This is a genomic window from Citricoccus sp. NR2 (assembly GCF_027594385.1).
Taxonomy (GTDB): Bacteria; Actinomycetota; Actinomycetes; order Actinomycetales; family Micrococcaceae; genus CmP2.
In genome coordinates, this window is record NZ_CP115154.1 from 2,004,320 (window position 1) to 2,028,779 (window position 24,460).

Here is a 24,460-nt window from a genome sequence, read left to right on the forward strand (position 1 = left end):
CCCCGCCGATCGGGATACCCTGGGACAGCAGGATCTAGCCCGAGTTCGCGGACCGATGACGAGAGGAACGATGATGCGCCGTCGCATACTGGTACTGGCCCACACGGGTCGCGAAGATGCGATGCGAGCCGCGTTACAAACGTCCTCGATGCTGGTGGAAGCCGGCCTGACTCCGGTGATGCTCGAACGTGACGCCAACGCTGCGCGCGAGGCTGTGGCTTCGGGCGCGGTCCAGCACGAGATGGTCGACGTCGAGGTGCTGGGACGCGATACTACGCTGGCCGAGATCTCTCTGGGCGTGGTGCTCGGTGGTGACGGGTCGGTGCTGCGTGCCGCCGAGCTAGTGCGCGAATCGTCCCTGCCACTACTGGCCGTGAACCTAGGACACGTAGGCTTTTTGGCCGAGTCCGAGCGGACCGATCTTGCCCGGACCGTTCAGGCCGTCGTCGACGAGAACTACCGGGTGGAGGAACGCCTCACCGTGGACGTGAAGGTGTTCTCGGGTTCGGATCTGGTGGCACACACCTGGGCGCTGAACGAGGCCTCGATCGAGAAGACTAACCGGGAGCGCATGCTGGAGGTCGTGATCGCCATTGACGGCGGACCGATCTCCACCTATGGCTGTGATGGGGTCGTGCTGGCCACCCCCACCGGGTCCACCGCTTACGCGTTCTCAGCCGGCGGCCCCGTGGTGTGGCCCGAAGTACAGGCGTTACTGATGGTGCCCTTGTCTGCGCACGCGCTGTTCTCGCGACCGCTGGTGGTGTCACCGGAATCGGTGATCAGCGTTGACGTGTTACAGCGCACCAATGAGTCTGGGGTGCTGTGGTGCGATGGGCGTCGCACCGTGGAATTGCCTTTGGGTGCGCGGGTGGAAGTCACCCGGTCCACCAAGCCGGTGCGGTTGGCACGGCTGACTGCCACCCCGTTCTCGGAGCGGTTGGTGCGCAAGTTCGATCTGCCCACGCAGGGGTGGCGCGGCAACGTCTCCGACGCCGACCGGGCCGAGATGGCCGCTCGTGATCTGGCGCGAGCGGAGGCCGAAGCCTGGGAAGAGCATATGGCGGATTCTCGGGGCGTGCATGTGGTCGAACCGCATCACCTGGCCCCACGCCCGGGTGTGGTGCCACCGCCGACCGCCGCCCTGCCCGTGCTCAGCAAGGCCGACGAACAGGTGCCCCTGGTGACTCGGGAACAGCTGCTCCGGGCGGAAGCGCGAAAGGACGAAGAGAATGCTTGAGTACCTGTCGATCTCCTCTCTTGGCGTGATTGGTCAGGCGCACGTCGAATTCGACCCCGGTTTCACGGTGGTGACCGGTGAAACCGGTGCCGGTAAGACCATGGTGGTGACCGCCCTGAACCTTCTCTTGGGTGCCCGCGCCGATGCCGGGGCCATCCGTCGGGGCGCGGACCGGGCCAGTGTAGAAGCAGGTCTGGCGCTACGGGCTGACCACCCGGCGTTGAACGCCACCGAAGAGGCTGGCGGCGTCGTCGACCGTGACGAGGGTACCGGCGATCAGGGACAAGCTTCCGTGGTGATTACCCGCAGCATGACCGACAGTGCGGGATCCACCCGTTCGCGGGCCACCGCTGGTGGCCGTGGGGTCCCGGTGGCGTTGCTCGGTGAGCTCGGTGCGCAAGCAGTGGCGGTGCACGGACAAACCGACCAGTTGCGGTTACGTTCCACAGCGGCTCAGCGGCACGCCCTTGACTCCTTCGGCGGGTCCGAGCTGGCCGGTGCCCTTCAGAAATACACCGACCTGTATCGGCAGTGGCGCGAAGCGCAGACACTGCTGGCCGAGATCTCCGAGAACCAGCAGGACCGGGCTCGTGAAGCCGACGCCCTGCAACGGGCGCTGGAGGAAATCGATCAAGCGGAACTGACGAGCGGGGAAGACGAAGAGGTGCGGCAGCGGATCCAGCGCCTCGAGAACGTCGAGGAACTGCGCGGCTCCGCACTGACCGCCCGCACCGGGCTGTCTGGCTCCGACGATGACCTAGACGCCCCCTCGGCCGAGGCCCTGGTGGAGGCGGCCCGTCAGGCCCTACTGCAAGGCCCCGACGATGAGATGCTCACCCAGGCCGCCCAGCGGTTGGGCGAGGCCGGTATTGTGTTAGCAGACATTTCCGCGGAGCTGGCCAGCTACGCCACCGGACTGGATGAGGAAGGCCCCGCCGAGCTGGACGCCGCCCAAGCCCGGTTAGCGGAACTGACTCGGCTCATGCGGCTCTACGGCCCGGAAATTTCCGATGTCATCGCCTATGCGGAAACACACCGCCCGCGCCTGGATGAGCTTCACAGCGATACCGACCGACTGGATGAACTGGCCGAGGATGTGGAGCGGCTGGCCGGCGAGGTTACCGAGCAAGCGGCGAAAGTGAGCGAGCTGCGCCGCGCCGCCGGTGAACAGCTGTCCGAACAGGTCACCACGGAGTTGCGGGCGCTGTCTATGCCCTCAGCGAGCTTCCACGTGCAGGTGGAGCCGGCCGCCGAGCCGGGGCCACACGGGGCCGACGAGGTCGCTTTGCTGCTGCAGCCCCACCCCGGATCAGACCCGCGGCCCCTGGGCAAGGGCGCCTCCGGTGGTGAGCTTTCCCGCGTCATGCTGGCGCTGGAGGTGGTGCTGGCTGCCACGGACCCGGTGCCGACCTTCGTTTTCGATGAGGTCGACGCCGGCGTCGGCGGTGAGGCAGCCGTGCAGATCGGAGAACGCCTAGCCCGGCTGGCGCAGCACGTTCAGGTCATCGTCGTCACCCATCTACCTCAGGTCGCGGCCTTCGCGGACCGGCACCTCAGGGTGGTCAAGGACGCCGATGTGGACGCCGGATTCACCACCTCCGACGTCACCGTGCTGGAAGGCGAGGACCGCGTCAGCGAGCTGGCGCGCATGCTCGCCGGACACGCCGACTCGGATTCTGCCCGCGAACACGCCCGCGAGCTACTCACAAGGGCCTAATCGGGTGTAGAGTGAAAGTCCGTGGTTCAAAGACACTCGCGCACCCCGGATCAGTCCATTGCTACCCGTCAGATTTTCGTCACGGGGGGTGTCGCTTCGTCCCTGGGTAAGGGGCTGACTGCGTCCTCTCTCGGTAACCTGCTTCGCGCACGCGGCCTCAGCGTGACCATGCAGAAGCTCGACCCCTATCTTAACGTCGACCCCGGCACCATGAACCCGTTCCAACACGGGGAAGTCTTCGTGACCGAAGACGGGGCAGAAACCGACCTCGACATCGGCCACTACGAACGGTTCCTCGACGAGAACCTCGATGGGCTCAACAACGTCACCACCGGTCAGATTTACTCCACGGTGATCGACAAGGAACGCCGTGGGGATTACCTCGGCGACACCGTCCAGGTCATCCCGCATATCACCGACGAGATCAAGCGCCGGATGCGCCTGCCCGCCGAGGGCGAGAGCGCACCGGATGTCATCATCACCGAGATCGGCGGCACCGTCGGCGATATCGAATCCCAGCCATTCCTCGAGGCCGCCCGCCAGGTACGCCAGGACCTGGGCCGCAACAACGTGTTCTTCATCCACGTCTCGCTGGTGCCCTACATCGGCCCATCCCACGAGCTGAAAACCAAGCCCACCCAGCACTCGGTGGCCGCGTTGCGCTCGATCGGTATCCAGCCGGACGCCATCGTGATCCGCTCGGATCGTCCGGTGCCCGGCGACGTGCGTGACAAGATCGGTCGGATGTGCGACGTCGACCTGGATGCCGTCATCAACTGTGCCGATGCCCCCTCCATTTACGACATCCCGCGCATCATCCACGAACAGTCTCTAGACGCCTACGTGGTGCAGTCCCTGGACCTGAAGTTCAAGGACGTGGACTGGACCCGTTGGGATACCGTGCTCGACGCCGTGCACCACCCGGAGCACTCCTTGGAAGTTGCACTGGTGGGCAAGTACATTGACCTGCCCGACGCGTACCTGTCGGTGACCGAGGCGCTGCGCGCTGGTGGTTTCGCCCACGATGCGCGCGTGACCCTTCGCTGGGTGCCGGCCGATGATTGCGCCACCGAAGAAGGTGCCGTACAAGCACTGACCGGCGTGGACGCGATCTGCGTACCCGGCGGATTCGGTGTGCGCGGCCTGGACGGCAAGATCGGCGCCCTGCGCCACGCACGCACCCACGGCATTCCCACACTGGGACTGTGCCTGGGACTGCAGTCGATGGTGATTGAATACGCCCGCAACGTGCTGGGCATCGAAGGCGCCTCCTCCACCGAGTTCGATCCCGAATCCTCCGACCCGGTGATCGCCACCATGGCCGAGCAGGAACAGTTCGTTGAGGGTGCGGGTAACCTGGGCGGCACCATGCGCCTGGGCTCCTACCCGGCCACCCTCGCAGACGCTTCCGTGGTGGCGCAGGCCTACGGGGCCACCGAGGTCACTGAACGCCATCGCCATCGCTACGAAGTCAATAACACCTACCGTCAGCGCCTGGAGGAGGCCGGGCTGCGCATCTCCGGTACCTCGCCGGACGGCAACCTGGTGGAGTTCGTGGAGCTGCCCACCGAGACGCACCCCTACTACGTCTCGACTCAGGCACACCCAGAATTCAAATCCCGTCCGACCACCGCACACCCGCTGTTCGCCGGACTGATCCGAGCCGGACTGGACTACCAGCGGGCCCGCGCCACGCAGTGATCTCGATGACGAACACCTTGGACGACAGCGACACTGCACCCGTGCGTGACGTGGCGCGCTCCGTACCCGTCCAGGACCGCCACACTGCATTCGGCGGCGCGATCTGGTCGGTGCAGCGTGAGACGTTCACCCTGGAGGACGAGCAGCTGACCCGCGAATTCGTGGAACACCCCGGGGCGGTCGCCGTGGTGGCCCTCGACGACAAGGATCAGGTGTGCTTGGTCCGGCAATACCGGCACCCGGTGCGCTCCGAGCTCTGGGAGATCCCGGCCGGACTGCTCGACGTGCCGGGGGAGTCACTGGTGGATGCCGCTCGTCGCGAGCTCGCTGAAGAGGCGGACCTGTCCGCAAACGACTGGTCCGTGCTGATGGACCATTACCCCACCCCGGGTTCCTCCTCGGAAGCGATTAGGATTTTCCTAGCCCGCGGCCTACAGGAGATCCCGGCCGAGCAGCGTCATGCTCGCGAAGCCGAGGAAGCGCACATGATTCGGCACTGGGTGCCGCTCGACGAGGCCGTCACCGCCGCGCTGAACGGTCGCTTGCACAACGCCAACACCCTCATCGGGGTCATGGCCGCTCGGCTGCGCACAAGGAACCCTGACCCGGACCAGCCGTGATGTCGTTGCAGCAGGTCACCGACGCATATCTGGACCATCTCGCCGTGGAGCGCGGTCTCAGTGCGAACACCCTGGCCGCCTACCGACGGGATACCGCCCGGTACCTGCGCTACCTGGACACCCAGCGGGTGCTTGAGCCGGAGTCCATCACCACTCACCACGTCACCGGCTTCCTGCAGACGGTATCCTCCGGTACGGACGGCGGTAGCGCGCTCAGCGCCCGCTCGGCCGCTCGAACGCTGGTGGCGGTGCGCGGACTACATCGGTTCTGGCTGCTCGAAGACCTGGTCACCGCTGACGTCGCCGCCGACGTGGCCCCACCGCAGCCGGGCCAGCGGCTGCCCAAGGCGCTGAGCATCGACCAGGTCACGGCCCTGCTGGAGGCGGTGTCCACGGACACTCCGGCCGGGCTGCGCGACCGCGCCCTGCTGGAATTTCTGTACTCCACCGGGGCCCGCATCTCCGAAGCGGTGGGTCTCGACGTCGACGACATCAGCACAGCGATCGGGGAGAACCCCCAGGGCGCGGACGGCGATCAACGAGGCCCCGCTCTGGTGCGGCTCTTCGGCAAGGGGTCCAAAGAGCGCATCGTCCCACTCGGCTCCTACGCTGCCGCCGCACTCGACGCCTGGTTGGTGCGCGGCCGCCCCGGCATCGTCGCCAAAGCGGGCGGTTCCTCTCGTCGCAAGTCCACCACACGCACCGCCACGGCCGCCTTGTTCGTCAACCAACGTGGTGGTCGGCTCTCTCGCCAATCGGCCTGGACCATCCTGCAGAACGCGGCCGAGCGGGCGGGCCTCGACGTCGAGGTGTCGCCTCATACGCTGCGGCATTCTTTCGCCACTCATCTGCTGCAGGGCGGGGCCGATGTGCGTGTCGTTCAGGAGCTGCTGGGCCACGCCTCGGTCACCACGACGCAGGTGTATACCCTGGTCACGGCCGAGACGTTGCGCGAAATCTATGCGTCGAGCCACCCTCGCGCTCGCGGTTAGCCGGTGGGTACGGTGAGGAACATCACGTCCTAGGAGGTTCGCCGTGGTGAATACTCACCGACAGAACAAGCGTCCGTGGTCGCCTGCGCTCTCGCTGGCTGCCGCCATCGGCCTGGTGGTCAGCGGCTGTGCTTCCGAACCGGAGGAGGACCCCACCCCGACGGACACCGTCACCGAAACCGCCACCGCATCCGCTCCGGTGGACACCGGTGAACCCACGGAGAACGAGCCGACCGAGGAGGAGCCGACCGATGAGGCGTCGGCCACCGAGACCTTCACCACCCAAGGCGGCACCTTCAGCTTCGAGGTGCCCGAGGACTGGACGGCGGAAACCACCGAGTACGTCACCGACAACGTCGACTACAACGGCGCGCCGTACGAGGTCTTCCGCATCTCCAGCCCCCAGGGCGACATCGTGATCTCCGGTGCGGTGCACAACGGACCGACCTCGGGCGACGGCTGGCGCTCCCAGCACTGGGAGCTGGCCGACGTCGAGGAACTCACTGACCTTCCCCTGCACGACGACCGGGAGCACAATTACCTGCGCACTGCCGTTGAATGGCTCGGTGAACAGGACGAGGACATCGACCTCGAAGGCGTGGGCTGGGACGACGGCGACTACCGAATGAACATCAGCGTGGTCAGCCAGGACGAGGACCTCGAACCCGGCGAGACGGACAACGACGTCCGATTGGCCGGCTGGGCCTACTGGACGCCGCTGCCCGGAACCTGGGCCGGGGAAACGAGCTTCATCGGCGTCTCATTCGATCAGGAGCTCATCGAGGGGCTCACCGGCGAGACCGGTCGGGACGACGCCGTGGAGGCGTTCTTGGAGAACGAATGGTATCAGACCACACGGGAGATCCTCGCCTCCATGAGCTACGATCAGCCCGACGAAGACGAGCTGCCCATCGACGAATAAACCGCCAGAACGAAAGGTGAACCATCATGGGTCGAGGGACGAAACCACCTGGCGACAGCCGTTGAGCGTCCTCGCGCTCGGTGCCGCTCTCGGGCTGACGCTCACCGCCTGCTCGTCCGACGCTGGTGCCGACGCGGATCCGAGTGAAACGGTGACGGGAACCGCCGAACCAACCAACAACGAACCCTCCGCGACGGAATCGGAGCCGTAGGATCCCTCGGAGGAGCCACCCGCCACCGAGACGTTCACGTCCCAAGGCGGGACCTTCAGCTTTGAGGTCCCTGAGGGCTAGAGTGCCGAAACCGTTGAATACAATGCCTCCTCGAACGGGCACAACGGTGTGGCGTATGAACGAGTCGAGATTTCCGGCTCTTCAGAGTTGAGTGTGGGTTGAGGCATCCAGGCCGCCGGCGATCAGCAGCATGCGGAGCCGGTAGTGATCGAAGTTCCGGAACCCGCGAGCGATCCGACGACCCAGCTCGATGAGCCCGTTGACCGCCTCGGTGCCACCGTTGCTGGCACCGTCGGTATCGAAGTACGCCAGGATCGTCGTCTTCCACTTCCGCAAGGTCCTGCCCAACCGAGCGATCTCCGGGATCGGGCACGTCGGCAGCACCTCGATCAGGTGGGCGGCGAGCTGGCGGCCCTGGACGAGAGTGTCCTGGTGGAACATGTCCCTCACGTCCTGTCCGCACTGGTAGGCGACTTCAACAGCGACATGATCCTCATGCGCAACGAACGCTGCGTGGAGTCGTGTCCGTTGCCGATCGGTGAGGCGTTCGCGTCCGGCCCGCAGGATGGTGCGGATGCCGTAGAGAGGGTCGCCCTTGCGTCCCCGGTGTCCCAGTGTCTGCTGCTGGATCCGCCGACGGACATCATCAACAGCGCTGGTGGCAAGCTTGACGATATGGAACGCGTCGAGCACGCAGGTGGCGTCTTCCAGCTGATCATCGATCGCGTTCTTGTACCCCTGGAACGGGTCCAGCGTCGCGACTCGCACCCCGGCACGGAAGATGGGTCCTCGTGCTGTGAGCCAGTCTTTGTACACGGTGCCCGAACGTCTTGTACACGGTGCCCGAACGTCCCGGAACGAGATCCAGCAAGCGGGCAGTGGGGTGTCGGCTGCGGGAGAGGTCAACCATGCCGGTCAGTTCTTTCGGCCCCCGACGGCGAGGACTCGCGTGATGCCACACATGGCTCGTCGACACCCAGGACTTCGACGCCGTCGAAACGAGCAGGGTCCGCGGCGGCATCAGCCAGGCGGGGTCGGACCTGGGACCACAGGGTGTTCCACGTCGTGCCCAGCTGGCGGGCAAGCCCCTGGATCGAGGCGTTCTCGTATCGCAGCTGACGAATCGCCCAGGACACTGCGCGGGTCGTGAGTCTGCCGCGTGGGGCCGCGACCTGCGGATTCTGCTCGAGGAAGGAGACGACTTCGCAGGCGGGCTCAGGGCAGATCCAGCGGTGCTTGCGCCACCGCAGACGGGTTGGGCGTCCTGCGAAGGGAGCATCGATCAACGACACGCTCACACGTCCGTGGCCGGTGGCGATCACGCCGCATCCAGGGCACCCGGTGAGCGAGTCGCAGGCCTCGATGTCGAGGACCACGGCGGTGTCCGTGACCTTGGCGTTGGTCAGATGGAGGTCGGGCAGACCAAGCAAGACATCACACCTGCTGCAGCGGTCCAGAGCAGCAGCGCAGGGGCACGTAGGATTGGGCATAGTCGAGGTCCTTGGGATGCGCGGGGGTAGAAGTCCGCTCATCATCGGGGACCTCGACGTCTATCCCCAGCACCCCTGCCTCATCGGCGCGCCCACACTCAACTCTGAAGAGCCAGATTTCCAGCCCGCTGGGCGATCTCACCGTCAATGCGACACTTCACGCGGGCGCCACTGACGGCGACGGATGGCGACGCCAGCACGGGGAGACGGTCGACGCCGACGAGTTCGATCTGCCACACGCTGAGGGCGTGGAGCACGTGTATCTGCGCAGCAACGTCCAATGGCTGAGTGAGGACGACGAAGGCATCGACGTCGAAGAGATGGGGTGGACGGGCGACTATCTCCTGGGCACCGGTATCTACTCCACCCAGGAAGAAATCGCTGTCGGCGATAGCGACCCCTGACAGCCCCGAAGGATGGGCCTATCTCGGGCCGCCGTCGGGAAACTATGAAGGCCAAACCACCTTCATCTTTGTCAGTTTCACTCAGGAGCTGATGGAGTACATCACGGGAGAAACGGGACGGGAAGACATCGTCGCGGCATTCCTCGAGGACGAGAGGTACCAGACGACCACCGATAATCTCCGGTCGATCGAGTACGACGAACCGGCTGATGAGGACATGCCGCTGCCGGGGTGACCGTGACGACGCGACGCCCGCCCTCTCACGGTGAGAGGGAGGGCGCCGTCGTGTGTGATGCCGTGGGTGGGCCGGTTTAGCTCACGGTGCGCTCGTCCGGGCCGTTGTAGGCCGAGAGCGGGCGGATCAGGGAGTTGCTTGCACGCTGCTCCATGACGTGAGCGGTCCAGCCGGTCACGCGCGCGGCAATGAATAGCGGCGTGAACAGCTCGGTGTCGAAGCCCATCAGGTGATAGGTGGGGCCGGCCGGATAGTCCAGGTTCGGCTGGATGTCCTTGGCCTCGGCCATCGCCTGTTCCAGACCGTTGTACAGCCCGAGCAGCTCCTGGCGGCCGTAGTGTTCGATCATGGCGTCTAGGGCCTGCTTCATAGTGGGCACCCTGGAGTCGCCGTTCTTGTACACCCTGTGGCCGAAGCCCATGATCTTTTTCTTGTCGGCCAGCGCCTGCTCCATCCACGCGGTGGCGCGCTCGCGGGCTTCGGTTTCGGACTCTTCCGGGCGGATCCCGATCTCGTCGAAGGTGTGCATGACTGCCTCGTTGGCACCACCGTGCAGGGGTCCTTTCAGTGCGCCGATGGCTCCCACGACCGCCGAGTGCAGGTCCGACAGGGTCGAGGTGATGACCCGGGCGGTGAAGGTCGAGGCGTTGAACGAGTGCTCCGCGTAGAGAACCATGGACACGCGGAACGCGTCGACCACCGGCTCCGGGGCTTCCTGACCGAAGGTCATCCACAGAAAATTCTGCGAATAATCTAGGTCATCGCGCGGGGCGATCGGATCGGTGGGTCCGCCGGCGCGGCGTCGTCGTTGTTCATAGGCAACCACCGCCGGAAGGGCGGCAAAGAGCTCTTCGGCCTTGGCCTGTTCGGCTTCCACCGAGGAATCTTCGGCGCGGGGGTGCTGAGCGCCCAGGATGGAGACGGCTGTGCGCACCGCATCCATGGGATGGGTATCCACCGGAAGCCGGTCCAGGGCGGCCTTGACCTGATCGTCGAGGCCACGGTGGGCGCGCTCGGTGGCGCGGAGCCGCTCAAGCTGATCAGCGTCGGGCAGCTCACCGTTCCAGAGCAGGTAGGCGACCGCCTCAAACGGCTGCGTGGCGGCCAACTGCTGGACTGGATAGCCGCGGTAGAGCAGCGAGTTGGTGTCGGGATTGACCTTGGAGATCGCGGTGGTGTCCACCACGACTCCGGCGAGGCCTTTGCGGATCTCCGTTGCATCGGTCATGACTGCTCCTTTTCTGCAGTGTCCGTCTCCACGGTTCCGCGTGAGGGAACCTGGAAGTTGAAGACGGAGGTGTCGAAGCGGTTGTAGTCGGCGTAGTCCACGAGTTCATAGAGGCGTGCGCGGGTCTGCATCTGCCCCACCTGGGACTGTTGGGTTCCTTGCGCGGTGATGGCGTCGAGCACCCGCTCTGCGGCACCCATGGCCGAGCGCAGCAGTGTCACCGGGTAGATGATCATCGCCACTCCAGCATCCGCCAGTTGCTCGCGGGTGAACAGGTCTGACTGGCCGAACTCGGTCATATTGGCAAGCACAGGGACGTTGAGTTCGGCCATGGCCTGGCAGACCCGCTCGAACTCGCCGAGGTCTTTCAGCGCCTCGGGGAACACGGCGTCGGCACCGGCATCGACCAGGGCACGCATGCGGTCGATGGCCGCGTCGAGACCATCGGTCGCGCGCAGGTCGGTGCGGGCCATGATCAGGAAATTCTCATCACGACGGGCATCAGCCGCAGCACGGATCCGCTGGGTGGCGGTGTGCTCGTCGACCATGATCTTGCCGTCTAGATGACCGCATCGCTTCGGGTTGATCTGGTCCTCAATATGGCAGCCGGCCAGCCCGGCGTTCTCGAATTCCTGGATGGTCCGGGCCACGTTCATCGGTTCACCGAATCCCGTATCGGCGTCGATGATAGCGGGTAGATCGGTGACCCGGGCGATCTGGGCACCGCGGGCGGCGACCTCGGTCAGCGTGGTCAACCCAATATCGGGCAGGCCTAGCTCATTCGCGAGCACGGCCCCGGAAATGTACACCCCGGGGAAGTCTTTGTCCTGAATGAGCTTGGCAGTGAGCGGGGTGAATGCCCCCGGAAACGGGGCTGCCGCACCGGGCTGCAGGATCTGGCGTAACCGGATCCGTTTCTGCTCGGCGGTGGTGTGGGCGTAGAGCATCTCAGAACAGTCCCTTCGGTGCTGCTGCCAGGTCGATGACGCCGGGAGCAGCGGTGATGTTGAGTTGATCCAGCTCTCCGGCACCGAGGGAGGTAGTGCGCTGGACGACCTCGAGGAAGCGGGCGATCTCTTCTTCGGCGACCAACCCCTCGGCCAGGGTGCGGAACTTCTGGATGTACTGCTCGCGGCCGAACGGGCGGGCACCCAGCGGGTGGGCATCGGCCACCGCGATCTCATCGCGCAGCACGGTGCCGTCTTTCAGAGTGATCTCCACGGCTCCGCCGAAGGCCTTCTCGTTCAGGTCCAGCGAGTGGTAGCGCCGCGTCCACTCCGGGTCCTCCTCGGTGACCACCTTGTGCCACAGCTCCACGGTGTCGGGACGCCCGGCGCGCTCGGGGGAGTAAGAGTCCACATGGTGCCAGGCGCCGTCCTGCAGAGCCACCGTGAAGATATAGGGGATCGAATGGTCCAGGGTCTCGCGCGAGGCCGTGGGCGAGTACTTCTGCGGGTCGTTGGCGCCGGTGCCAATCACATAGTGAGTGTGATGAGAGGTCTTGATAACGATCGACTCCACCTGATCCGGATCTGTGGCCTCGGGGTGTTCGGTGTGCAGCTTACGCGCCAGATCAATCCAGGCCTGGGCCTGGTATTCGGCGGAGTGCTCCTTAGTGTAGGTGTCCAAAATGGAGCGCTTGGCTTCGCCCGGACCCGGCAGCGGCACCTCGTAGCGGGCCTCCGGACCGCCGAGCAGCCAAGCGATCACGCCGTCTTCACCTTCATAGATCGGCACAGGGGAGGTCTGCCCGCGTAAGGCGCGGTCCACCGCTTCGACGGCCATTTTGCCGGCGAAAGCCGGTGCGTGTGCTTTCCAGGTGGAGATTTCGCCCTTGCGGGACTGTCGTGTGGCGGTGGTGGTGTGCAGGCCCTGACCGATGGCCTGGAAGATGGTTTCAGCGTCGAGACCCAGCAGGGTACCGATGCCGGCGGCAGCGGAAGGTCCCAGGTGGGCAACGTGGTCGATCTTGTGCTGGTGCAGGCAGATCGCGCGCACCAGGTCGACCTGGAGCTCGTAGCCAGTAGCGATGCCGCGGATCAAATCAGTACCCGTGGATCCGGCATGCTGAGCGACGGCGAGAATCGGCGGAATGTTATCGCCGGGATGCGAGTACTCGGCAGCCAGGAACGTGTCGTGATAGTCGAGCTCGCGCACGGCCACACCGTTAGCCCAAGCGGCCCACTCGGGGGAGAACGCGCCGTCGATACCGAAGATCTGGGCGCCGGTTCCGCCGGCGGTCGCGGGGTGTGTGGTGGCCTGCGCCCGGGCCGCAATGATGGGGCCGCGGTTCAGTGAGGCAATGGCCACGGATGCGTTGTCGATGATCCGGTTAATGATCATCTCTTCGACCTCGGGCTCGACGGCGACCGGATCGACGGCGACCTCGGCCATCTTCCAGGCCAGTTGGTCGGCGCGCTGCAGATTTTCTTCAGAACGGTGTACTCGCACGGAATGATTGATCATTGCTGATCCTCTCTTGCATGGTTACTCAGGGTCTTGTGGGGTTACTCAGGGTCTTGCGGGCTGTCGATATCGTCCTTGATCCGCAGTCGCAGGTGCTGCAGGGCCAACTGGAGGTGGATCCGGGATGCGGCTTCGGCCAGGTCTGGGGCGCCGGCGGCGATGGCTTGAGCTACCCGGGCGTGTTCGCCGGCGGAGGCCGCCAGTCGAGCCGGGTCATGCTGGGATAAGCGGCGCAGGCGGGCTAGATGGAGCCGCAGTCCGGTGAGAATCTGCACCAGATAGGGGTTCGCGCAGGCCTCATCGACGGCACGATCGAGCTGGCGGGTCAGGTCGTAATAATCCTCGACCGCCGGCTGGTCGGCGTCGTGCCATTGCTGCTCCGCGGTGCGAAAACGTAATGCCAAATCCTGGAAGCGAGCCCGCGCTTCGGTGGCGTCGGATGCCGTATCCAACATGGCGTCGGCCGCGCGGCGTACGGCCAGTGGCTCGATAGCGAGCCGAATGTCGAAGAGCTCATCGGCCACGTGCATGCTGATGGTGGTGACGGTCAGGCCACGGCCTCGGTGGCTGGCCACCAGCCCGTCGGCCTGGAGCCGGTTGAGGGCTTCGCGAACAGGAGTACGCGAGACGCCGAGACGTTCGGACTGCTCCACTTCGGTGAGTACGGTGCCCGGTTCTAGAGACGCAGACATGATCTCGTCCCGCAGTTGAGTGTAAGCACGATCACTAGCTCGCATACTGTCAGTGTATACAGTAAATCACGGTGCGGCGATTCCCGCGGGGGAGTTCTGGATGAAAAACCTAACTTGTGTATACATTCAATCTCTTAGGGGTCTCACCTTCAGGTTGAAGGGCGGGGAGAGTTTCATGCTGGACTTTAACCTCAAGGCTCGCCGTGAACGTGACTCAAAATCCCCGCAAACTCGAACGCGGCGTTAGTGTTGACTCAGAGTCTTTGCCACCGACATGTCAGGAGTAGGTCGCGCGTGACTGATTCGCAGGAACCGTTGCCAGTCATGATGATCACGGGAGATCCGGTCATCGGGCCCACGGGTCGACCCAAGCACGATTTTCCGGCCCCGCCGGTGCTGTCCTCCCATGGCCCTGCCCGCGTGATCTCCATGGTCAATCAGAAGGGTGGGGTCGGAAAGACGACCTCGACCATTAATCTTGGTGCTGCCTTGGCCGAATACGGGCGCAAGGTTTTGATGGTCGACTTTGACCCGCAGGGCGCTCTGTCTGCCGGACTGGGGACCAGTCCGCACGAGATGGACGTGACCGTTTACAACGTGATGATGGAGCGCGAGGTCACGGCGCGTGACGCCATCCTCTCCACTAACTTCACGAACATCGATCTGCTGCCCGCAAATATCGACCTTTCGGCTGCCGAGGTGCAGTTGGTCAACGAGGTGGCCCGCGAACAGGTTCTGGAGCGAGCGCTGCGTCAGGTCCGTGATGACTACGACGTGATCTTGATCGACTGCCAGCCCTCGTTGGGGCTGCTGACGATCAACGCGCTGACGGCATCTCACGGTGTCATCATCCCGTTGACCGCCGAGTTCTTCGCTCTGCGCGCGGTGGCGCTGCTGGTGGAGACCATCGAGAAGGTCCAGGACCGACTCAATCCGGACCTCGTGATTGACGGTGTGCTCGCGACCATGTTTGATGCGCGCACGCTGCACTCCAAAGAAGTCGTGGGTCGCCTGGTAGAGGCCTTCGGTGACAAGGTCTTCGAGACCGTCATCAAGCGCACGATCAAATTCGCCGATGCCACGGTGGCGGCCGAGCCGATGTCCACCTTCGCCTCGACGCATCCAGGAACGAAGGCTTACCAGCAGCTGGCTCGTGAACTGATTTCCCGCGGCGGCGCTCCGTAAGCTGTGAGGTCTCGGCAGGCATGCGGCTACTCGGTAAAGTGGGCGCATGACGAGTGAGATCCATCACATGCAGTCCGTTGGTCGTTATCGAGACGTCTTCCGTCGTTCCGTCGAGGACCCCGAGTCCTTCTGGCTCGAGGCTGCAATGCAGATCGACTGGGACCCGGCGCCCACTCGAGCCGTCGATGACAGTAACGCCCCGCTCTATCGTTGGTTCCCTGACGGAGTGCTCAACACGTCCTATAACTGTTTAGACCGTCATGTTGCGGCCGGCTTTGGTGATCGGCCCGCCCTGATTCATGACGCGCCACTGGCCCCTGAAGGCCAGCAACGCACCGCCTACACCTATGCCGAGCTCACCGAGGACGTTGCACGCTGCGCCGGGATGCTCCGCGCCGCCGGAGTGAATGCAGGCGATCGTGTAGTGGTGTACCTGCCGATGATTCCTGCCGCGGCCATCACGATGCTTGCGTGTGCTCGCCTGGGCGCGGTGCATTCCATGGTGTTTGGCGGTTTCGCGCCCAAGGAACTGGCAGCTCGCATCGACGACGCGCAGCCGACTGCGGTGGTCACCGCCACCGGAGGCGTGGAACCAACACGACGTATTGAGTATCTGCCGGCGGTGGACGAAGCGCTTCGCTTGGCAACACACCGGGTGGAGGCGGTGGTGGTCAAACACCGCGACGGCTTCGAGACCGCCGTGGCTGACGTCTCGGCGCAGTCAGGGCCCACTCATTGGCTCGACTGGGACGACGCCATCGCTCAGGCGGATGCGGTGGCTCCGGTTCCAGTGCGCGCCACCGACCCCCTGTACATTCTCTATACCTCCGGTACCACTGGCGCACCCAAAGGGGTGGTGCGCGATCACGGCGGGCACGCCGTTGCGCTGCGCTGGTCCATGGAGAACATCTACGATGTCGGGCCTGGGCAGGTCATGTTCACCGCCTCGGATGTCGGCTGGGTGGTCGGACACTCCTATATTGTCTACGCGCCCCTGCTGGCCGGGGCCACCTCGATTCTCTACGAAGGCAAACCGGTGGGCACCCCGGATGCGGGCGCCTTTTGGAGGCTGATCGAAGAGTATGGGGTGCGCTCGTTCTTCACCGCCCCGACCGCGCTGCGGGCCGTTCGCAAGACGGATCCAGACGGCTTGCTACGGGCAGGCCGGGACCTTTCCAGCCTCAAGACCCTGTTCGTGGCCGGGGAACGGCTGGACCCTGAGACCCAGCGCTGGGCTGCGGATCTGCTTGGGGTGCCGGTGGTGGACAACTGGTGGCAGACCGAAACCGGCTGGCCCATCGGCGCCAATCCGGTGGGCCTCGAGCCGCTGCCCATCAAAGAAGGATCCTGCACCGTGCCCTCACCCGGATACGCGGTCGAGGTGCTTGACGCCCTCGGCAATCCGGTGGGCCCCGGTGAAGAAGGCAATATCTGCTTGAAATTACCGATGGCGCCCGGCAACCTGCCCACCCTCTGGGGCAATGACCAGCGCTTCATCGACTCCTACCTCACAGCCTTCGACGGGTACTACGCCACCGGAGATTCGGGATACATCGACGACGACGGCTACCTATTCGTGATGGGCCGCACCGATGACGTCATCAACGTCTCGGGCCACCGGCTCTCCACCGGGGCACTCGAACAGGCGCTGGCCTCCCACCCGGCGGTCGCCGAATGCGCGGTCATCGGTCTGGACGACCAGCTCAAGGGCCAGCGCCCTTTCGGCTACGTGGTGCTGAAATCTGGCGTTGAGGTCCCGGGAAGTGGCTCTACCGCAGAAGAGGAGCTCCTGGCGCAGCTGCGGGCGACGGTCCGCGAGTCCGTCGGAGCGGTCGCCGACTTCAAAGAGGTCGCCGTCGTCGAAGCGCTACCCAAGACCCGCTCGGGGAAGATCCTGCGCAAGACTATGCGGCAATTGGCTCAGGGGGATGAGATGAAAGTGCCCTCCACCATTGAGGATGCCACGGTGCTCGACGCGCTCGCGCCAATCCTGCGTCGCGCTCGCTGACCGGTACGATACTGAGGAGAAACCCCAGCGAACAGCAGACAGGAGGCACGGGAATGACCGAGGACGCGACCATGCTTATCGACGCCGAAACGGTCGATGATGCTGCATCCGGTTTCCTCGTGACCTTGCCGAATTTCAACGGTCCTTTTGATCTGCTGCTTTCGCTGATCGCTCGGCGCCGGATGGACGTCACCGAGATCGCCTTGGCCGAGGTCACCGACGAGTTCCTCTCCTATGTTCGCACCCTGGAAACCACCGAGGCGGCACTGGACCAATCCAGCTCCTTCGTGGTGGTGGCCGCCACCCTGCTGGATCTCAAAACGGCTCGGCTCCTTCCCTCGGGCTTTTCCGACCCAGAAGAAGAACTCGCGCTGCTCGAAGCCAAGGACCTTCTCTTCGCACGGCTGCTGCAGTACAAAGCGTTCAAAGAAGCTGCCGGACTGATGCGCACCCGTATGGAGATCGAATCCGCACGCACGCCGCGGCAAGCCAGCATCGATCCGCAACTGCTGTCGGTGCTGCCCGAACTGGTCTGGACCCTGAGCGCCGAGCAATTCGGTCAGCTCGCACACGAGGTGCTGAACCGCCCCGTGGAGCCAGCTGAAACCGTGGGGGTGGATCATCTCCACGCGCCAGCGGTGTCCGTGCAAGAACAAACCACCATCATGGCCCAGCGCCTCTCGACCGCCGGGGTGCTGAGCTTCGGCGAGCTCATCGCCGACGCCGCATCGTCTCTGGTGGTCGTGGCTCGATTCCTGGGGCTGCTGGAAATGTTCCGCGACCGGCTCATCCAGCTTGACCAGCCGACGCCGCTGGGTGAAATCACCGTGGAGTGGGCCGCGATCTCATGACCGCACTCGACACCGACAGTCACGGCCACGACCCGGGCGTCGAACGGCTATACGCGGACCTGGAATCGGTGCTGATGGTCATCGACGAGCCCGCCACCGTAGACCAACTCGCCCAAGCAGTCTCCGCTCCCAGCCCCGAAGTGCGCGCCGCTTTGCGTGCGCTGGCTGCCGACTACGACGGTCTGGGCAGCGGACCGCGGCGTGGCTTCCAATTGCGCGAGATCGCCGGCGGCTGGCGGATCTACTCCCGTCCCGAGCACTCCGGCGTCGTCGAAAGGTTTATGGCCGACGGCGGCACCGCGAAACTCAGCCAAGCCGCCCTGGAGACCCTCGCCGTCATCGCGTATCTGCAGCCGGCCACGCGCTCGCGGGTGGCCGGGATCCGCGGAGTGAACTCCGATTCCGTGATACGCACCCTGGTGACCCGAGGCCTCATCGCCGAAGCCGGTCAGGAACCGGTAACGAGTGCCACCCTGTACACGACCACCGGGTACCTGCTGGAGCTTTTGGGCATCGACTCGCTGGACGAGCTACCGAAGCTCTCGCCCTTGCTGCCCGGCCTGGGCGACTTGGACGATTTTCCCGAGTCGTGAGGGATCCATCGCCTGCACCGAGTGGTAGCGACCGTCGGAGAGGTGAATCAGCTCGGCTTCCTGAGCACAGCGAATAGCGCGTTTCAGCCAGTCGGCATTCGCCGTGAACACGCGCTGTATGCCGAAACGGTTTCCCAGGGCCGTGATCAGCTCGTCCGGGGCTAGCCCTGAAGCCTGTTCGGCCAGAACGACGTCGACCAGATTCATCAGTTCGCAGGGCGAGATGGCCTTGATCGGACGCTGTTCTTGCGACGACTCGCGGAAGAGACGCCACCGACGGGGCTCGGCGTCGTTTTTCCAGCAGAACCCGTCGTCATCGATGGTGATGGGCGCGTTCTGTAGTTGGTGAGAAATGCTCTTCGTCAGTTTCTTGGATGTCCGCTTCACGCCGAACATGCGAGTGACCCCACGGACGAGATCGTCTTGGTGGATCGGGCCATAATCATCCACCAGCAACTCGAGGGCCTGGCGTACGACCGCGCGAGCGCGGCCGGTGCGCATGTTCTCGATCTGATCGCGTTCACCGATCAATTCCGGTTCCATCGGCTCCCATGCGATGATCCGTTGCGTCAGTGACGTCCGGGCACTGAGTTGTGAGGACTTTTTCTCTTCACTGGACTGCGCCGGTGGCGCCGTTTTCACTGTGGTGGGTGACGTTTCTTCAGAAGCATCGGTGGGATCAGCGACCTCGTCGACGCGGGTGTCATCGGCGATGACGTCGGAGTGATCCTCACGGGGGTGTGGATCCGAGAGGGGGTTCTCTTTGGTATCGCGATACATGAATATCAGGATCTTGGCGCGCAGCTGCTCGAGTGATGTCAGTGTCTGTTCGGCTCTGATGTATGACGCAAGCTCGGCTGCAGCGTTGACGGCTGTGAGAGCATGGAACGGCTCGATCTCGTCACCGGGATGCGCCACCAGGTTCCGGGACAGCCGCAGCACCTGGCCGTAGGTGCTGAAAAGTCGGCGATGATTGCCACGGTCGAAGGGGTGCCCCAGGGCGCCCAACCGTTCCGTGATCATTCTGAGCTGCAAGGCCGGGTCGGTGTGTTCATAGGCGCGGGGCGGGACGCCCTTCTGTCGGTCCAGTTCGGACAGCACCATGGTCCATTCGAGATCGGGGCCGATTTCCTCGGCCATGACCCTGGCGAGGTGCTGGTCGAGAGCAGGGCTCAGAATCTTCAGTGCGGATGAGATCCAATAGCTGGGCAGATCTACTTCCGGCATGGTGGTCAGGGTCATGATGTTCTCCTCGTGTGCGTGGATAATTCGTCGGACTCCGCAACCGACTGTTGGTTGTATGGGAGAGTGAACCACCCAGCACGGACAGGTTAAGCGTGCTATCGAGCACCGAACGCGATGCCGAGTTCACTTCCACCACCGGCTAATGAGACAATGAAGGCACTCACGCTCGACTCCGAGCACGTATCTCTGAATTAGAACCAGGATTTTTCATGAGCAACCGCAAGCCGAGAGGCTCCGGTCCAGGGAATTCTCCCCGCCGTGCCTCCTCCCGCCGTACTCCCGCCACCGGTCACAAGGGCGGCCCCTTCGGCCAAGCCGACTACGATCGCAATCTGGGCGCGGCCCGCAATGTCAAGAAGAACCGTCCCACCGGGGATCAGGCCGAACAGAACTTCTCCCAGGTGCACCGGCCCGAAGGCGAGCGCCTGCAGAAGGTGCTGGCTGGGGCCGGTGTGGCCTCGCGTCGAGTATGCGAGGACCTGATCACCGAAGGTCGCGTTGAAGTCGACGGCGTCATCGTCACCGAACTCGGTGTGCGCGTCGATCCCGCCACCGCGGTGATCCACGTTGACGGCATCCGCGTCCGCGCGTCGACCCAACAGGTCTACTACGCCTTCAATAAGCCCCGTGGTGTTATCTCCACCATGGAGGACCCGGAGGGCCGGCCCTGCATCGCAGACTACGTCAGGGACACCCGGGAGCGCCTGTTCCACGTGGGCCGCCTCGACAACGAGACCGAAGGGCTACTCGTTTTGACCAACGACGGCGAATTGGCCAACCGGCTGGCTCACCCGCGTTACAACATCGCCAAGACCTACCTGGTGCAAGTGCGCGGTCCACTCGACAAAGGCATCGGGAAGCAGCTGCGCGAGGGCGTGGAACTTGAGGACGGCCTAGCCCGGGTCGATTCGTTCCGTGTGGTGGACTCCACCCCCGGGCACGTGCTCGTCGAGGTGGTGCTGCACTCCGGGAAAAACCGCGTGGTGCGCCGCATGTTCAAGGAGGTTGGCTACCCTGTGCAGCGCCTGGTGCGCGTGGCCATGGGCCCGATCACTCTTGGCAACCAGAAACAGGGCACCGTGCGCCCGCTCAATGATCAGGAGATCGGACACCTGATGTCGGCGGTCAAGCTATGACCCCGACTCCAGCCGAAGATACCGCGGCGCTGGAGAAGGTCACCCAGACCACTCAAGCCCGCCATACGATTCCGACGCCGGTGCTGGTGCGCGGCACCGGACTGCTCGGTACCTCCATCGGACTGGGCCTGCGCGCCGCAGGGCTCGAGGTGTTGCTTTCCGACCCGTCACCCTCGGCTCTGGCCGTGGCGCAGGACATCGGCGCCGGAACCATCCTGGACTCTGAGTCTGCTGCGGCCACGGGCCGCCAGCCCGGCACCGTGGTGGTGGCTGCCCCTCCTGACGTGGCAGGCGAGGAGATCATCCGCGCGCTGGAAATGTATCCGAGCGCCGTCGTGTTGGACATTGCCTCCGTGAAGGGTGCGATCGCCGAACAGGTGCATCGTGCCGTGATTGATCAGCGCATCACCGCATCTCAAGCCAGCCGCTACGTGGGCACTCACCCGATGGCCGGACGCGAACGCTCCGGCCCGGTCGCTGCTCGTGGTGCGCTGTTCACCGCGGCCCCGTGGGTGATCTGCGCTGAGGATTCGACCCGGCCGGATTCCGTGGCCGCCGCCGAGGACCTGGCGCGGCTACTGGGAGCCACCGTGTTCACTATGACCGCAGCCGAGCACGACGATTCGGTGGCCTTGATCTCGCACCTGCCTCAGATCGCGGCCTCGCTGTTGGCCTCACGGCTCCAGGACACGTCCACGCAGGCGCTGTCCCTTGCCGGAAACGGGCTGCGGGACACCACTCGGATCGCGGCCTCGGACCCGCAACTGTGGGTGCAGATCCTCACCGCCAACGCCCCACAGATCGCCCCGATCCTGCACGGCATGCGCGAGGACCTGGACCGGCTGATCACCACCTTAGAGAACCCGACGGCGGATGGCTCGCGGCTCGACGTCGCCCAGCTGATCTCCGAGGGGAACCGCGGCCAGGCCCGGATTCCTGGCAAGCACGGCGCCCCTCCGCAGGCTTTCTCAGTCGTGACCGTGCTGGTGGACGACACCCCGGGACAGATCGTGGCGGTGCTCACGGATGTGGCCGAGGCTGGCATCAACGTGGAGGACCTGCGCCTGGATCACTCCGCCGGCTACGAGGTCGGCATGCTGGAAATGTCGGTCGTGCCCGGCCGCAAGGAAAAACTAGTCGAGGAACTGACGAATCGCGGATGGAAGGTGGTTTGAGCATGAACACCCCCGAAACCACAGACCGGAACCATCTGGTCATCGCCCTGGACGGGCCTTCAGGGTCCGGAAAGTCGTCGGTATCGAAGCAGGTGGCGCGCGCCCTGTCCGCCTCCTACCTCGACACCGGTGCCATGTACCGCGCAGCCGCCTGGTGGGCGCAGTACACGGGCCTCGACCTCAGCTCCGATGAGGTCGATCCTGAAGCCGTCACCAGAGCAGTAGAACAGATGCCGCTGGTGATCTCCACCGATCCGGATCACGAGCGCGTCGTCGTCGCCGATTCTGACATCACCGAGGAGATCCGTAGTCCGGACATCTCGAGCCTGGTGTCAGCGGTGGCCACGAACCGGGACGCCCGGGCCCTCCTGGTGGGTCGGCAGCGCCAGCTGATCGATCAGTCCGAGCGCATCGTGGCCGAAGGCCGCGACATCACCACCGTGGTGGCCCCCGACGCCCACGCCCGCATCCTACTCACCGCATCGGAGCAAGTGCGCCTGGCCCGGCGCGGTGCCCAACTCAACGAAGCCGGTTCCGCAGTGACGCCGACGGAGCTCGCGGCACAGGTTGCCGGACGTGACGCCAAGGACTCCACCGTGGTGGATTTCATGACCCCCGCGGAGGGTGTGGCCCTCGTGGACTCCTCCGCCTTGACTTTCGAAGAAACAGTGCAGGCCGTGCTCGAGGCGATCGAGGCACAAACCGCACCACCGCGCAGCGACGTTGCGCCGACACGTACGGAGATACACCATGACTGAACACCCCGATCATCAAGGGTCCGCCGAAAGCGCTGGCGAGGAATACCAGCCGTCCGGTGACGACCAGGTCGCCGAGCGCCTGGCCGCGATGACCGAAGAGGAACAGCAGGCTCGCGCCGATGCCTTCCGCGCCGGTCTCGAGGACTACGAGCTTGAAGCCGACGACGCCGCCTTGCTCGCCGAATGGGACGGCATTGACGTCGACGCCGACCCCGAGATCATTCCGCCGGTGCTGGCCATCGTAGGTCGCCCCAATGTGGGCAAGTCCACCCTGGTCAACCGCATCATCGGCCGCCGCGAAGCCGTCGTGGAAGACGTCCCCGGCGTGACCCGCGACCGTGTGAGCTACCAGGCCGAATGGAACGGCACCGAGTTCACCCTCGTCGATACCGGCGGCTGGGAACACGACGCCAAGGGCATTCACGCTCGCGTGGCGGAGCAAGCAGAACGCGCCGTCGAAGTTGCTGACGCCGTGGCTTTCGTCGTGGACGCCACCGTGGGCATCACCGCCACCGATGAAGCGGTCGTGAAGATGCTTCGCCGATCCGGCAAGCCCGTCATCCTGGTCGCCAACAAGGTGGACGACATGGCCCTGGAAGCCGAAGCTGCGCAGCTCTGGGGCCTGGGTTTCGACTACCCGTACCCGGTCTCGGCTATTCACGGCCGTGGTACCGGTGACTTCCTTGACCGCGTGATCGAGGTGTTACCCGAGGAATCCGAATACGGGCACCTGCTGAACCTCGAAGGGCCACGTCGTATCGCACTGGTGGGGCGCCCGAACGTGGGCAAGTCCTCACTGTTGAACAAGCTGGCCGGGGAGAACCGTGTGGTGGTCGACGAGACCGCTGGCACCACGCGTGACCCGGTGGACGAGTACATCGAGCTCGGTGGCAAGCCGTGGCGCTTCGTGGATACCGCCGGTATTCGACGCCGTCAGCACATGGCCTCCGGTTCGGACTACTACGCCTCGCTGCGTACCCAGTCCGCTCTCGATAAGGCCGAGGTGGCCGTGGTGCTGCTGGAAGCCTCCGAGGTGCTCTCCGAGCAGGACGTGCGCATCATCCAGATGGTGCTGGACTCGGGACGTGCCATGGTCCTGGCCTTCAACAAATGGGACTTGATGGAGGACGACCGCCGTTTCTACCTGGAGCGTGAGATCGACCTCGACCTGCAACACGTGACCTGGGCGCCGCGAGTCAACCTGTCAGCAAAGACCGGCTGGCACAAGGACCGGCTCGTTCCGGCACTGGAGACCGCACTGGAGTCCTGGGACACGCGCATTCCCACCGGCAAGCTCAACTCGTTCCTGGGTGAGCTGGTCGCAGCCCATCCGCACCCGGTGCGCGGGGGGAAGCAGCCGCGTATCCTCTTCGCCACCCAGGTGTCTACGCAGCCGCCGAAGTTCGTGCTGTTCACTACCGGGTTCCTGGAGCCGGGATACCGCCGTTTCATTCAGCGCCGACTGCGCGAGACCTTCGGTTTCGAGGGCACTCCGATCGAGATCGGGATGCGCGTGCGCGAAAAGCGCAAGCGCCGCTGAAACTCAACTCTGGCATGAGGCCGGGCAACG

General features: G+C 64.6%; 23 protein-coding genes. 16 read left to right on the top strand and 7 right to left on the bottom strand.

Going from position 1 to position 24,460, the window contains the following annotated elements:
- The first annotated feature begins 55 nt into the window (after positions 1-55).
- The 6 genes from O1A05_RS09445 to O1A05_RS09470 are packed head-to-tail and all read left to right on the top strand — an operon-like array spanning position 56 to position 7,192.
- Positions 56-1,240 carry an NAD kinase gene (locus tag O1A05_RS09445; RefSeq protein ID WP_431521104.1) on the top strand — a complete coding sequence of 395 codons (1,185 nt, stop codon included), beginning with the start codon at positions 56-58 and terminating at the stop codon, positions 1,238-1,240.
- A complete protein-coding gene (recN, locus tag O1A05_RS09450; RefSeq protein ID WP_270104966.1) occupies positions 1,233-2,957 on the top strand; it encodes a DNA repair protein RecN in 1,725 nt (574 codons plus the stop codon). The genes O1A05_RS09445 and recN overlap by 8 nt, the downstream gene beginning before the upstream one ends.
- A gap of 21 nt (positions 2,958-2,978) precedes the next feature.
- Positions 2,979-4,658, top strand: a complete 1,680-nt coding sequence (locus O1A05_RS09455; RefSeq protein ID WP_270104967.1) for a CTP synthase — start codon at positions 2,979-2,981, stop codon at positions 4,656-4,658.
- Between the two features lie 5 nt (positions 4,659-4,663).
- The gene (locus tag O1A05_RS09460; protein WP_270104968.1) at positions 4,664-5,278 is read left to right on the top strand and encodes an NUDIX domain-containing protein; all 615 of its coding nucleotides are present in this window, start codon (positions 4,664-4,666) and stop codon (positions 5,276-5,278) included.
- Positions 5,278-6,270 (top strand): site-specific tyrosine recombinase XerD, encoded by a 993-nt coding sequence (gene xerD, locus O1A05_RS09465; protein WP_270104969.1) that lies wholly within the window; start codon positions 5,278-5,280, stop codon positions 6,268-6,270. The genes O1A05_RS09460 and xerD overlap by 1 nt, the downstream gene beginning before the upstream one ends.
- A 43-nt stretch (positions 6,271-6,313) precedes the next feature.
- Positions 6,314-7,192, top strand: a complete 879-nt coding sequence (locus O1A05_RS09470; RefSeq protein WP_270104970.1) for a hypothetical protein — start codon at positions 6,314-6,316, stop codon at positions 7,190-7,192.
- Positions 7,193-7,565: 373 nt separating this feature from the next.
- Here O1A05_RS09470 and O1A05_RS15650 read toward each other — a convergent pair whose 3' ends face one another.
- Together O1A05_RS15650 and O1A05_RS15655 are read right to left on the bottom strand one after the other, a co-directional pair.
- Positions 7,566-8,240: a transposase gene (locus O1A05_RS15650; protein ID WP_333481978.1), complete on the bottom strand. Its 675-nt coding sequence runs from the start codon at positions 8,238-8,240 to the stop codon at positions 7,566-7,568.
- An 86-nt stretch (positions 8,241-8,326) separates the two neighbouring features.
- Complete coding sequence (locus O1A05_RS15655; RefSeq protein WP_333481979.1) at positions 8,327-8,854, bottom strand: transposase family protein; 528 nt, start codon at positions 8,852-8,854, stop codon at positions 8,327-8,329.
- A gap of 71 nt (positions 8,855-8,925) precedes the next feature.
- Here O1A05_RS15655 and O1A05_RS09480 point away from each other — a divergent pair, with 71 nt between their 5' ends.
- Together O1A05_RS09480 and O1A05_RS09485 are read left to right on the top strand one after the other, a co-directional pair.
- The gene (locus tag O1A05_RS09480; protein WP_270104971.1) at positions 8,926-9,318 is read left to right on the top strand and encodes a hypothetical protein; all 393 of its coding nucleotides are present in this window, start codon (positions 8,926-8,928) and stop codon (positions 9,316-9,318) included.
- 91 nt (positions 9,319-9,409) lie between these two features.
- On the top strand, positions 9,410-9,553 hold the full coding sequence (locus tag O1A05_RS09485) for a hypothetical protein (RefSeq protein WP_270104972.1): 144 nt from the start codon (positions 9,410-9,412) through the stop codon (positions 9,551-9,553).
- Positions 9,554-9,629: 76 nt separating this feature from the next.
- On the opposite strand, the gene O1A05_RS09490 is transcribed toward O1A05_RS09485, so the two are convergent.
- From O1A05_RS09490 to O1A05_RS09505, 4 genes are read right to left on the bottom strand one after another with little or no spacing between them, the layout of a single operon-like run.
- Positions 9,630-10,781, bottom strand: a complete 1,152-nt coding sequence (locus O1A05_RS09490; protein ID WP_270104973.1) for a bifunctional 2-methylcitrate synthase/citrate synthase — start codon at positions 10,779-10,781, stop codon at positions 9,630-9,632.
- Positions 10,778-11,728 carry a methylisocitrate lyase gene (gene prpB / locus O1A05_RS09495; RefSeq protein WP_270104974.1) on the bottom strand — a complete coding sequence of 317 codons (951 nt, stop codon included), beginning with the start codon at positions 11,726-11,728 and terminating at the stop codon, positions 10,778-10,780. The genes O1A05_RS09490 and prpB overlap by 4 nt, the downstream gene beginning before the upstream one ends.
- A gap of 1 nt (position 11,729) precedes the next feature.
- On the bottom strand, positions 11,730-13,247 hold the full coding sequence (locus O1A05_RS09500) for an MmgE/PrpD family protein (RefSeq protein ID WP_270104975.1): 1,518 nt from the start codon (positions 13,245-13,247) through the stop codon (positions 11,730-11,732).
- Positions 13,248-13,288: 41 nt separating this feature from the next.
- Positions 13,289-13,939, bottom strand: a complete 651-nt coding sequence (locus O1A05_RS09505) for a GntR family transcriptional regulator (protein ID WP_270104976.1) — start codon at positions 13,937-13,939, stop codon at positions 13,289-13,291.
- Positions 13,940-14,263: 324 nt separating this feature from the next.
- Between O1A05_RS09505 and O1A05_RS09510 the strand changes: the two genes are divergently transcribed.
- Genes O1A05_RS09510 through scpB form a run of 4 tightly spaced genes read left to right on the top strand, consistent with a single transcriptional unit; the run spans position 14,264 to position 18,576 of the window.
- The gene (locus tag O1A05_RS09510) at positions 14,264-15,124 is read left to right on the top strand and encodes a ParA family protein (protein ID WP_270107545.1); all 861 of its coding nucleotides are present in this window, start codon (positions 14,264-14,266) and stop codon (positions 15,122-15,124) included.
- 46 nt (positions 15,125-15,170) lie between these two features.
- A complete protein-coding gene (locus O1A05_RS09515) occupies positions 15,171-17,132 on the top strand; it encodes an AMP-binding protein (RefSeq protein ID WP_270104977.1) in 1,962 nt (653 codons plus the stop codon).
- A gap of 53 nt (positions 17,133-17,185) precedes the next feature.
- A complete protein-coding gene (locus tag O1A05_RS09520; RefSeq protein ID WP_270104978.1) occupies positions 17,186-17,983 on the top strand; it encodes a segregation and condensation protein A in 798 nt (265 codons plus the stop codon).
- A complete protein-coding gene (gene scpB / locus O1A05_RS09525; protein WP_270104979.1) occupies positions 17,980-18,576 on the top strand; it encodes an SMC-Scp complex subunit ScpB in 597 nt (198 codons plus the stop codon). Before O1A05_RS09520 ends, scpB begins: the two co-directional genes overlap by 4 nt.
- On the opposite strand, the gene O1A05_RS09530 is transcribed toward scpB, so the two are convergent.
- The gene (locus tag O1A05_RS09530) at positions 18,514-19,818 is read right to left on the bottom strand and encodes a Swt1 family HEPN domain-containing protein (protein WP_270104981.1); all 1,305 of its coding nucleotides are present in this window, start codon (positions 19,816-19,818) and stop codon (positions 18,514-18,516) included. The two genes, scpB and O1A05_RS09530, sit on opposite strands and share 63 nt — an antisense overlap.
- A 212-nt stretch (positions 19,819-20,030) precedes the next feature.
- Here O1A05_RS09530 and O1A05_RS09535 point away from each other — a divergent pair, with 212 nt between their 5' ends.
- Genes O1A05_RS09535 through der form a run of 4 tightly spaced genes read left to right on the top strand, consistent with a single transcriptional unit; the run spans position 20,031 to position 24,430 of the window.
- Positions 20,031-20,957, top strand: a complete 927-nt coding sequence (locus O1A05_RS09535; RefSeq protein ID WP_270104982.1) for a pseudouridine synthase — start codon at positions 20,031-20,033, stop codon at positions 20,955-20,957.
- Positions 20,954-22,132 carry a prephenate dehydrogenase gene (locus O1A05_RS09540; RefSeq protein WP_270104983.1) on the top strand — a complete coding sequence of 393 codons (1,179 nt, stop codon included), beginning with the start codon at positions 20,954-20,956 and terminating at the stop codon, positions 22,130-22,132. The genes O1A05_RS09535 and O1A05_RS09540 overlap by 4 nt, the downstream gene beginning before the upstream one ends.
- Before the next feature lie 2 nt (positions 22,133-22,134).
- Positions 22,135-22,890 (top strand): (d)CMP kinase, encoded by a 756-nt coding sequence (cmk, locus tag O1A05_RS09545; RefSeq protein ID WP_270104985.1) that lies wholly within the window; start codon positions 22,135-22,137, stop codon positions 22,888-22,890.
- Complete coding sequence (der, locus tag O1A05_RS09550) at positions 22,883-24,430, top strand: ribosome biogenesis GTPase Der (protein ID WP_270104986.1); 1,548 nt, start codon at positions 22,883-22,885, stop codon at positions 24,428-24,430. The genes cmk and der overlap by 8 nt, the downstream gene beginning before the upstream one ends.
- Positions 24,431-24,460 lie beyond the last annotated feature (30 nt).

Excerpts from the sequence above, each read along its gene's own strand:
- O1A05_RS09515 (WP_270104977.1), top strand. The coding sequence starts at position 15,171 with ATGACGAGTGAGATCCATCACATGCAGTCCGTTGGTCGTTATCGAGAC.
- prpB (WP_270104974.1), bottom strand. The coding sequence starts at position 11,728 with ATGCTCTACGCCCACACCACCGCCGAGCAGAAACGGATCCGGTTACGC.
- O1A05_RS09540 (WP_270104983.1), top strand. The coding sequence starts at position 20,954 with ATGACCCCGACTCCAGCCGAAGATACCGCGGCGCTGGAGAAGGTCACC.
- der (WP_270104986.1), top strand. The coding sequence starts at position 22,883 with ATGACTGAACACCCCGATCATCAAGGGTCCGCCGAAAGCGCTGGCGAG.
- O1A05_RS09505 (WP_270104976.1), bottom strand. The coding sequence starts at position 13,939 with ATGTCTGCGTCTCTAGAACCGGGCACCGTACTCACCGAAGTGGAGCAG.
- O1A05_RS09520 (WP_270104978.1), top strand. The coding sequence starts at position 17,186 with ATGACCGAGGACGCGACCATGCTTATCGACGCCGAAACGGTCGATGAT.
- O1A05_RS09500 (WP_270104975.1), bottom strand. The coding sequence starts at position 13,247 with ATGATCAATCATTCCGTGCGAGTACACCGTTCTGAAGAAAATCTGCAG.
- xerD (WP_270104969.1), top strand. The coding sequence starts at position 5,278 with ATGTCGTTGCAGCAGGTCACCGACGCATATCTGGACCATCTCGCCGTG.
- O1A05_RS09490 (WP_270104973.1), bottom strand. The coding sequence starts at position 10,781 with ATGACCGATGCAACGGAGATCCGCAAAGGCCTCGCCGGAGTCGTGGTG.
- recN (WP_270104966.1), top strand. The coding sequence starts at position 1,233 with ATGCTTGAGTACCTGTCGATCTCCTCTCTTGGCGTGATTGGTCAGGCG.
- O1A05_RS09530 (WP_270104981.1), bottom strand. The coding sequence starts at position 19,818 with ATGACCCTGACCACCATGCCGGAAGTAGATCTGCCCAGCTATTGGATC.
- O1A05_RS09445 (WP_431521104.1), top strand. The coding sequence starts at position 56 with ATGACGAGAGGAACGATGATGCGCCGTCGCATACTGGTACTGGCCCAC.
- O1A05_RS09460 (WP_270104968.1), top strand. The coding sequence starts at position 4,664 with ATGACGAACACCTTGGACGACAGCGACACTGCACCCGTGCGTGACGTG.
- O1A05_RS09510 (WP_270107545.1), top strand. The coding sequence starts at position 14,264 with ATGATGATCACGGGAGATCCGGTCATCGGGCCCACGGGTCGACCCAAG.
- cmk (WP_270104985.1), top strand. The coding sequence starts at position 22,135 with ATGAACACCCCCGAAACCACAGACCGGAACCATCTGGTCATCGCCCTG.
- scpB (WP_270104979.1), top strand. The coding sequence starts at position 17,980 with ATGACCGCACTCGACACCGACAGTCACGGCCACGACCCGGGCGTCGAA.
- O1A05_RS09535 (WP_270104982.1), top strand. The coding sequence starts at position 20,031 with ATGAGCAACCGCAAGCCGAGAGGCTCCGGTCCAGGGAATTCTCCCCGC.
- O1A05_RS09485 (WP_270104972.1), top strand. The coding sequence starts at position 9,410 with ATGGAGTACATCACGGGAGAAACGGGACGGGAAGACATCGTCGCGGCA.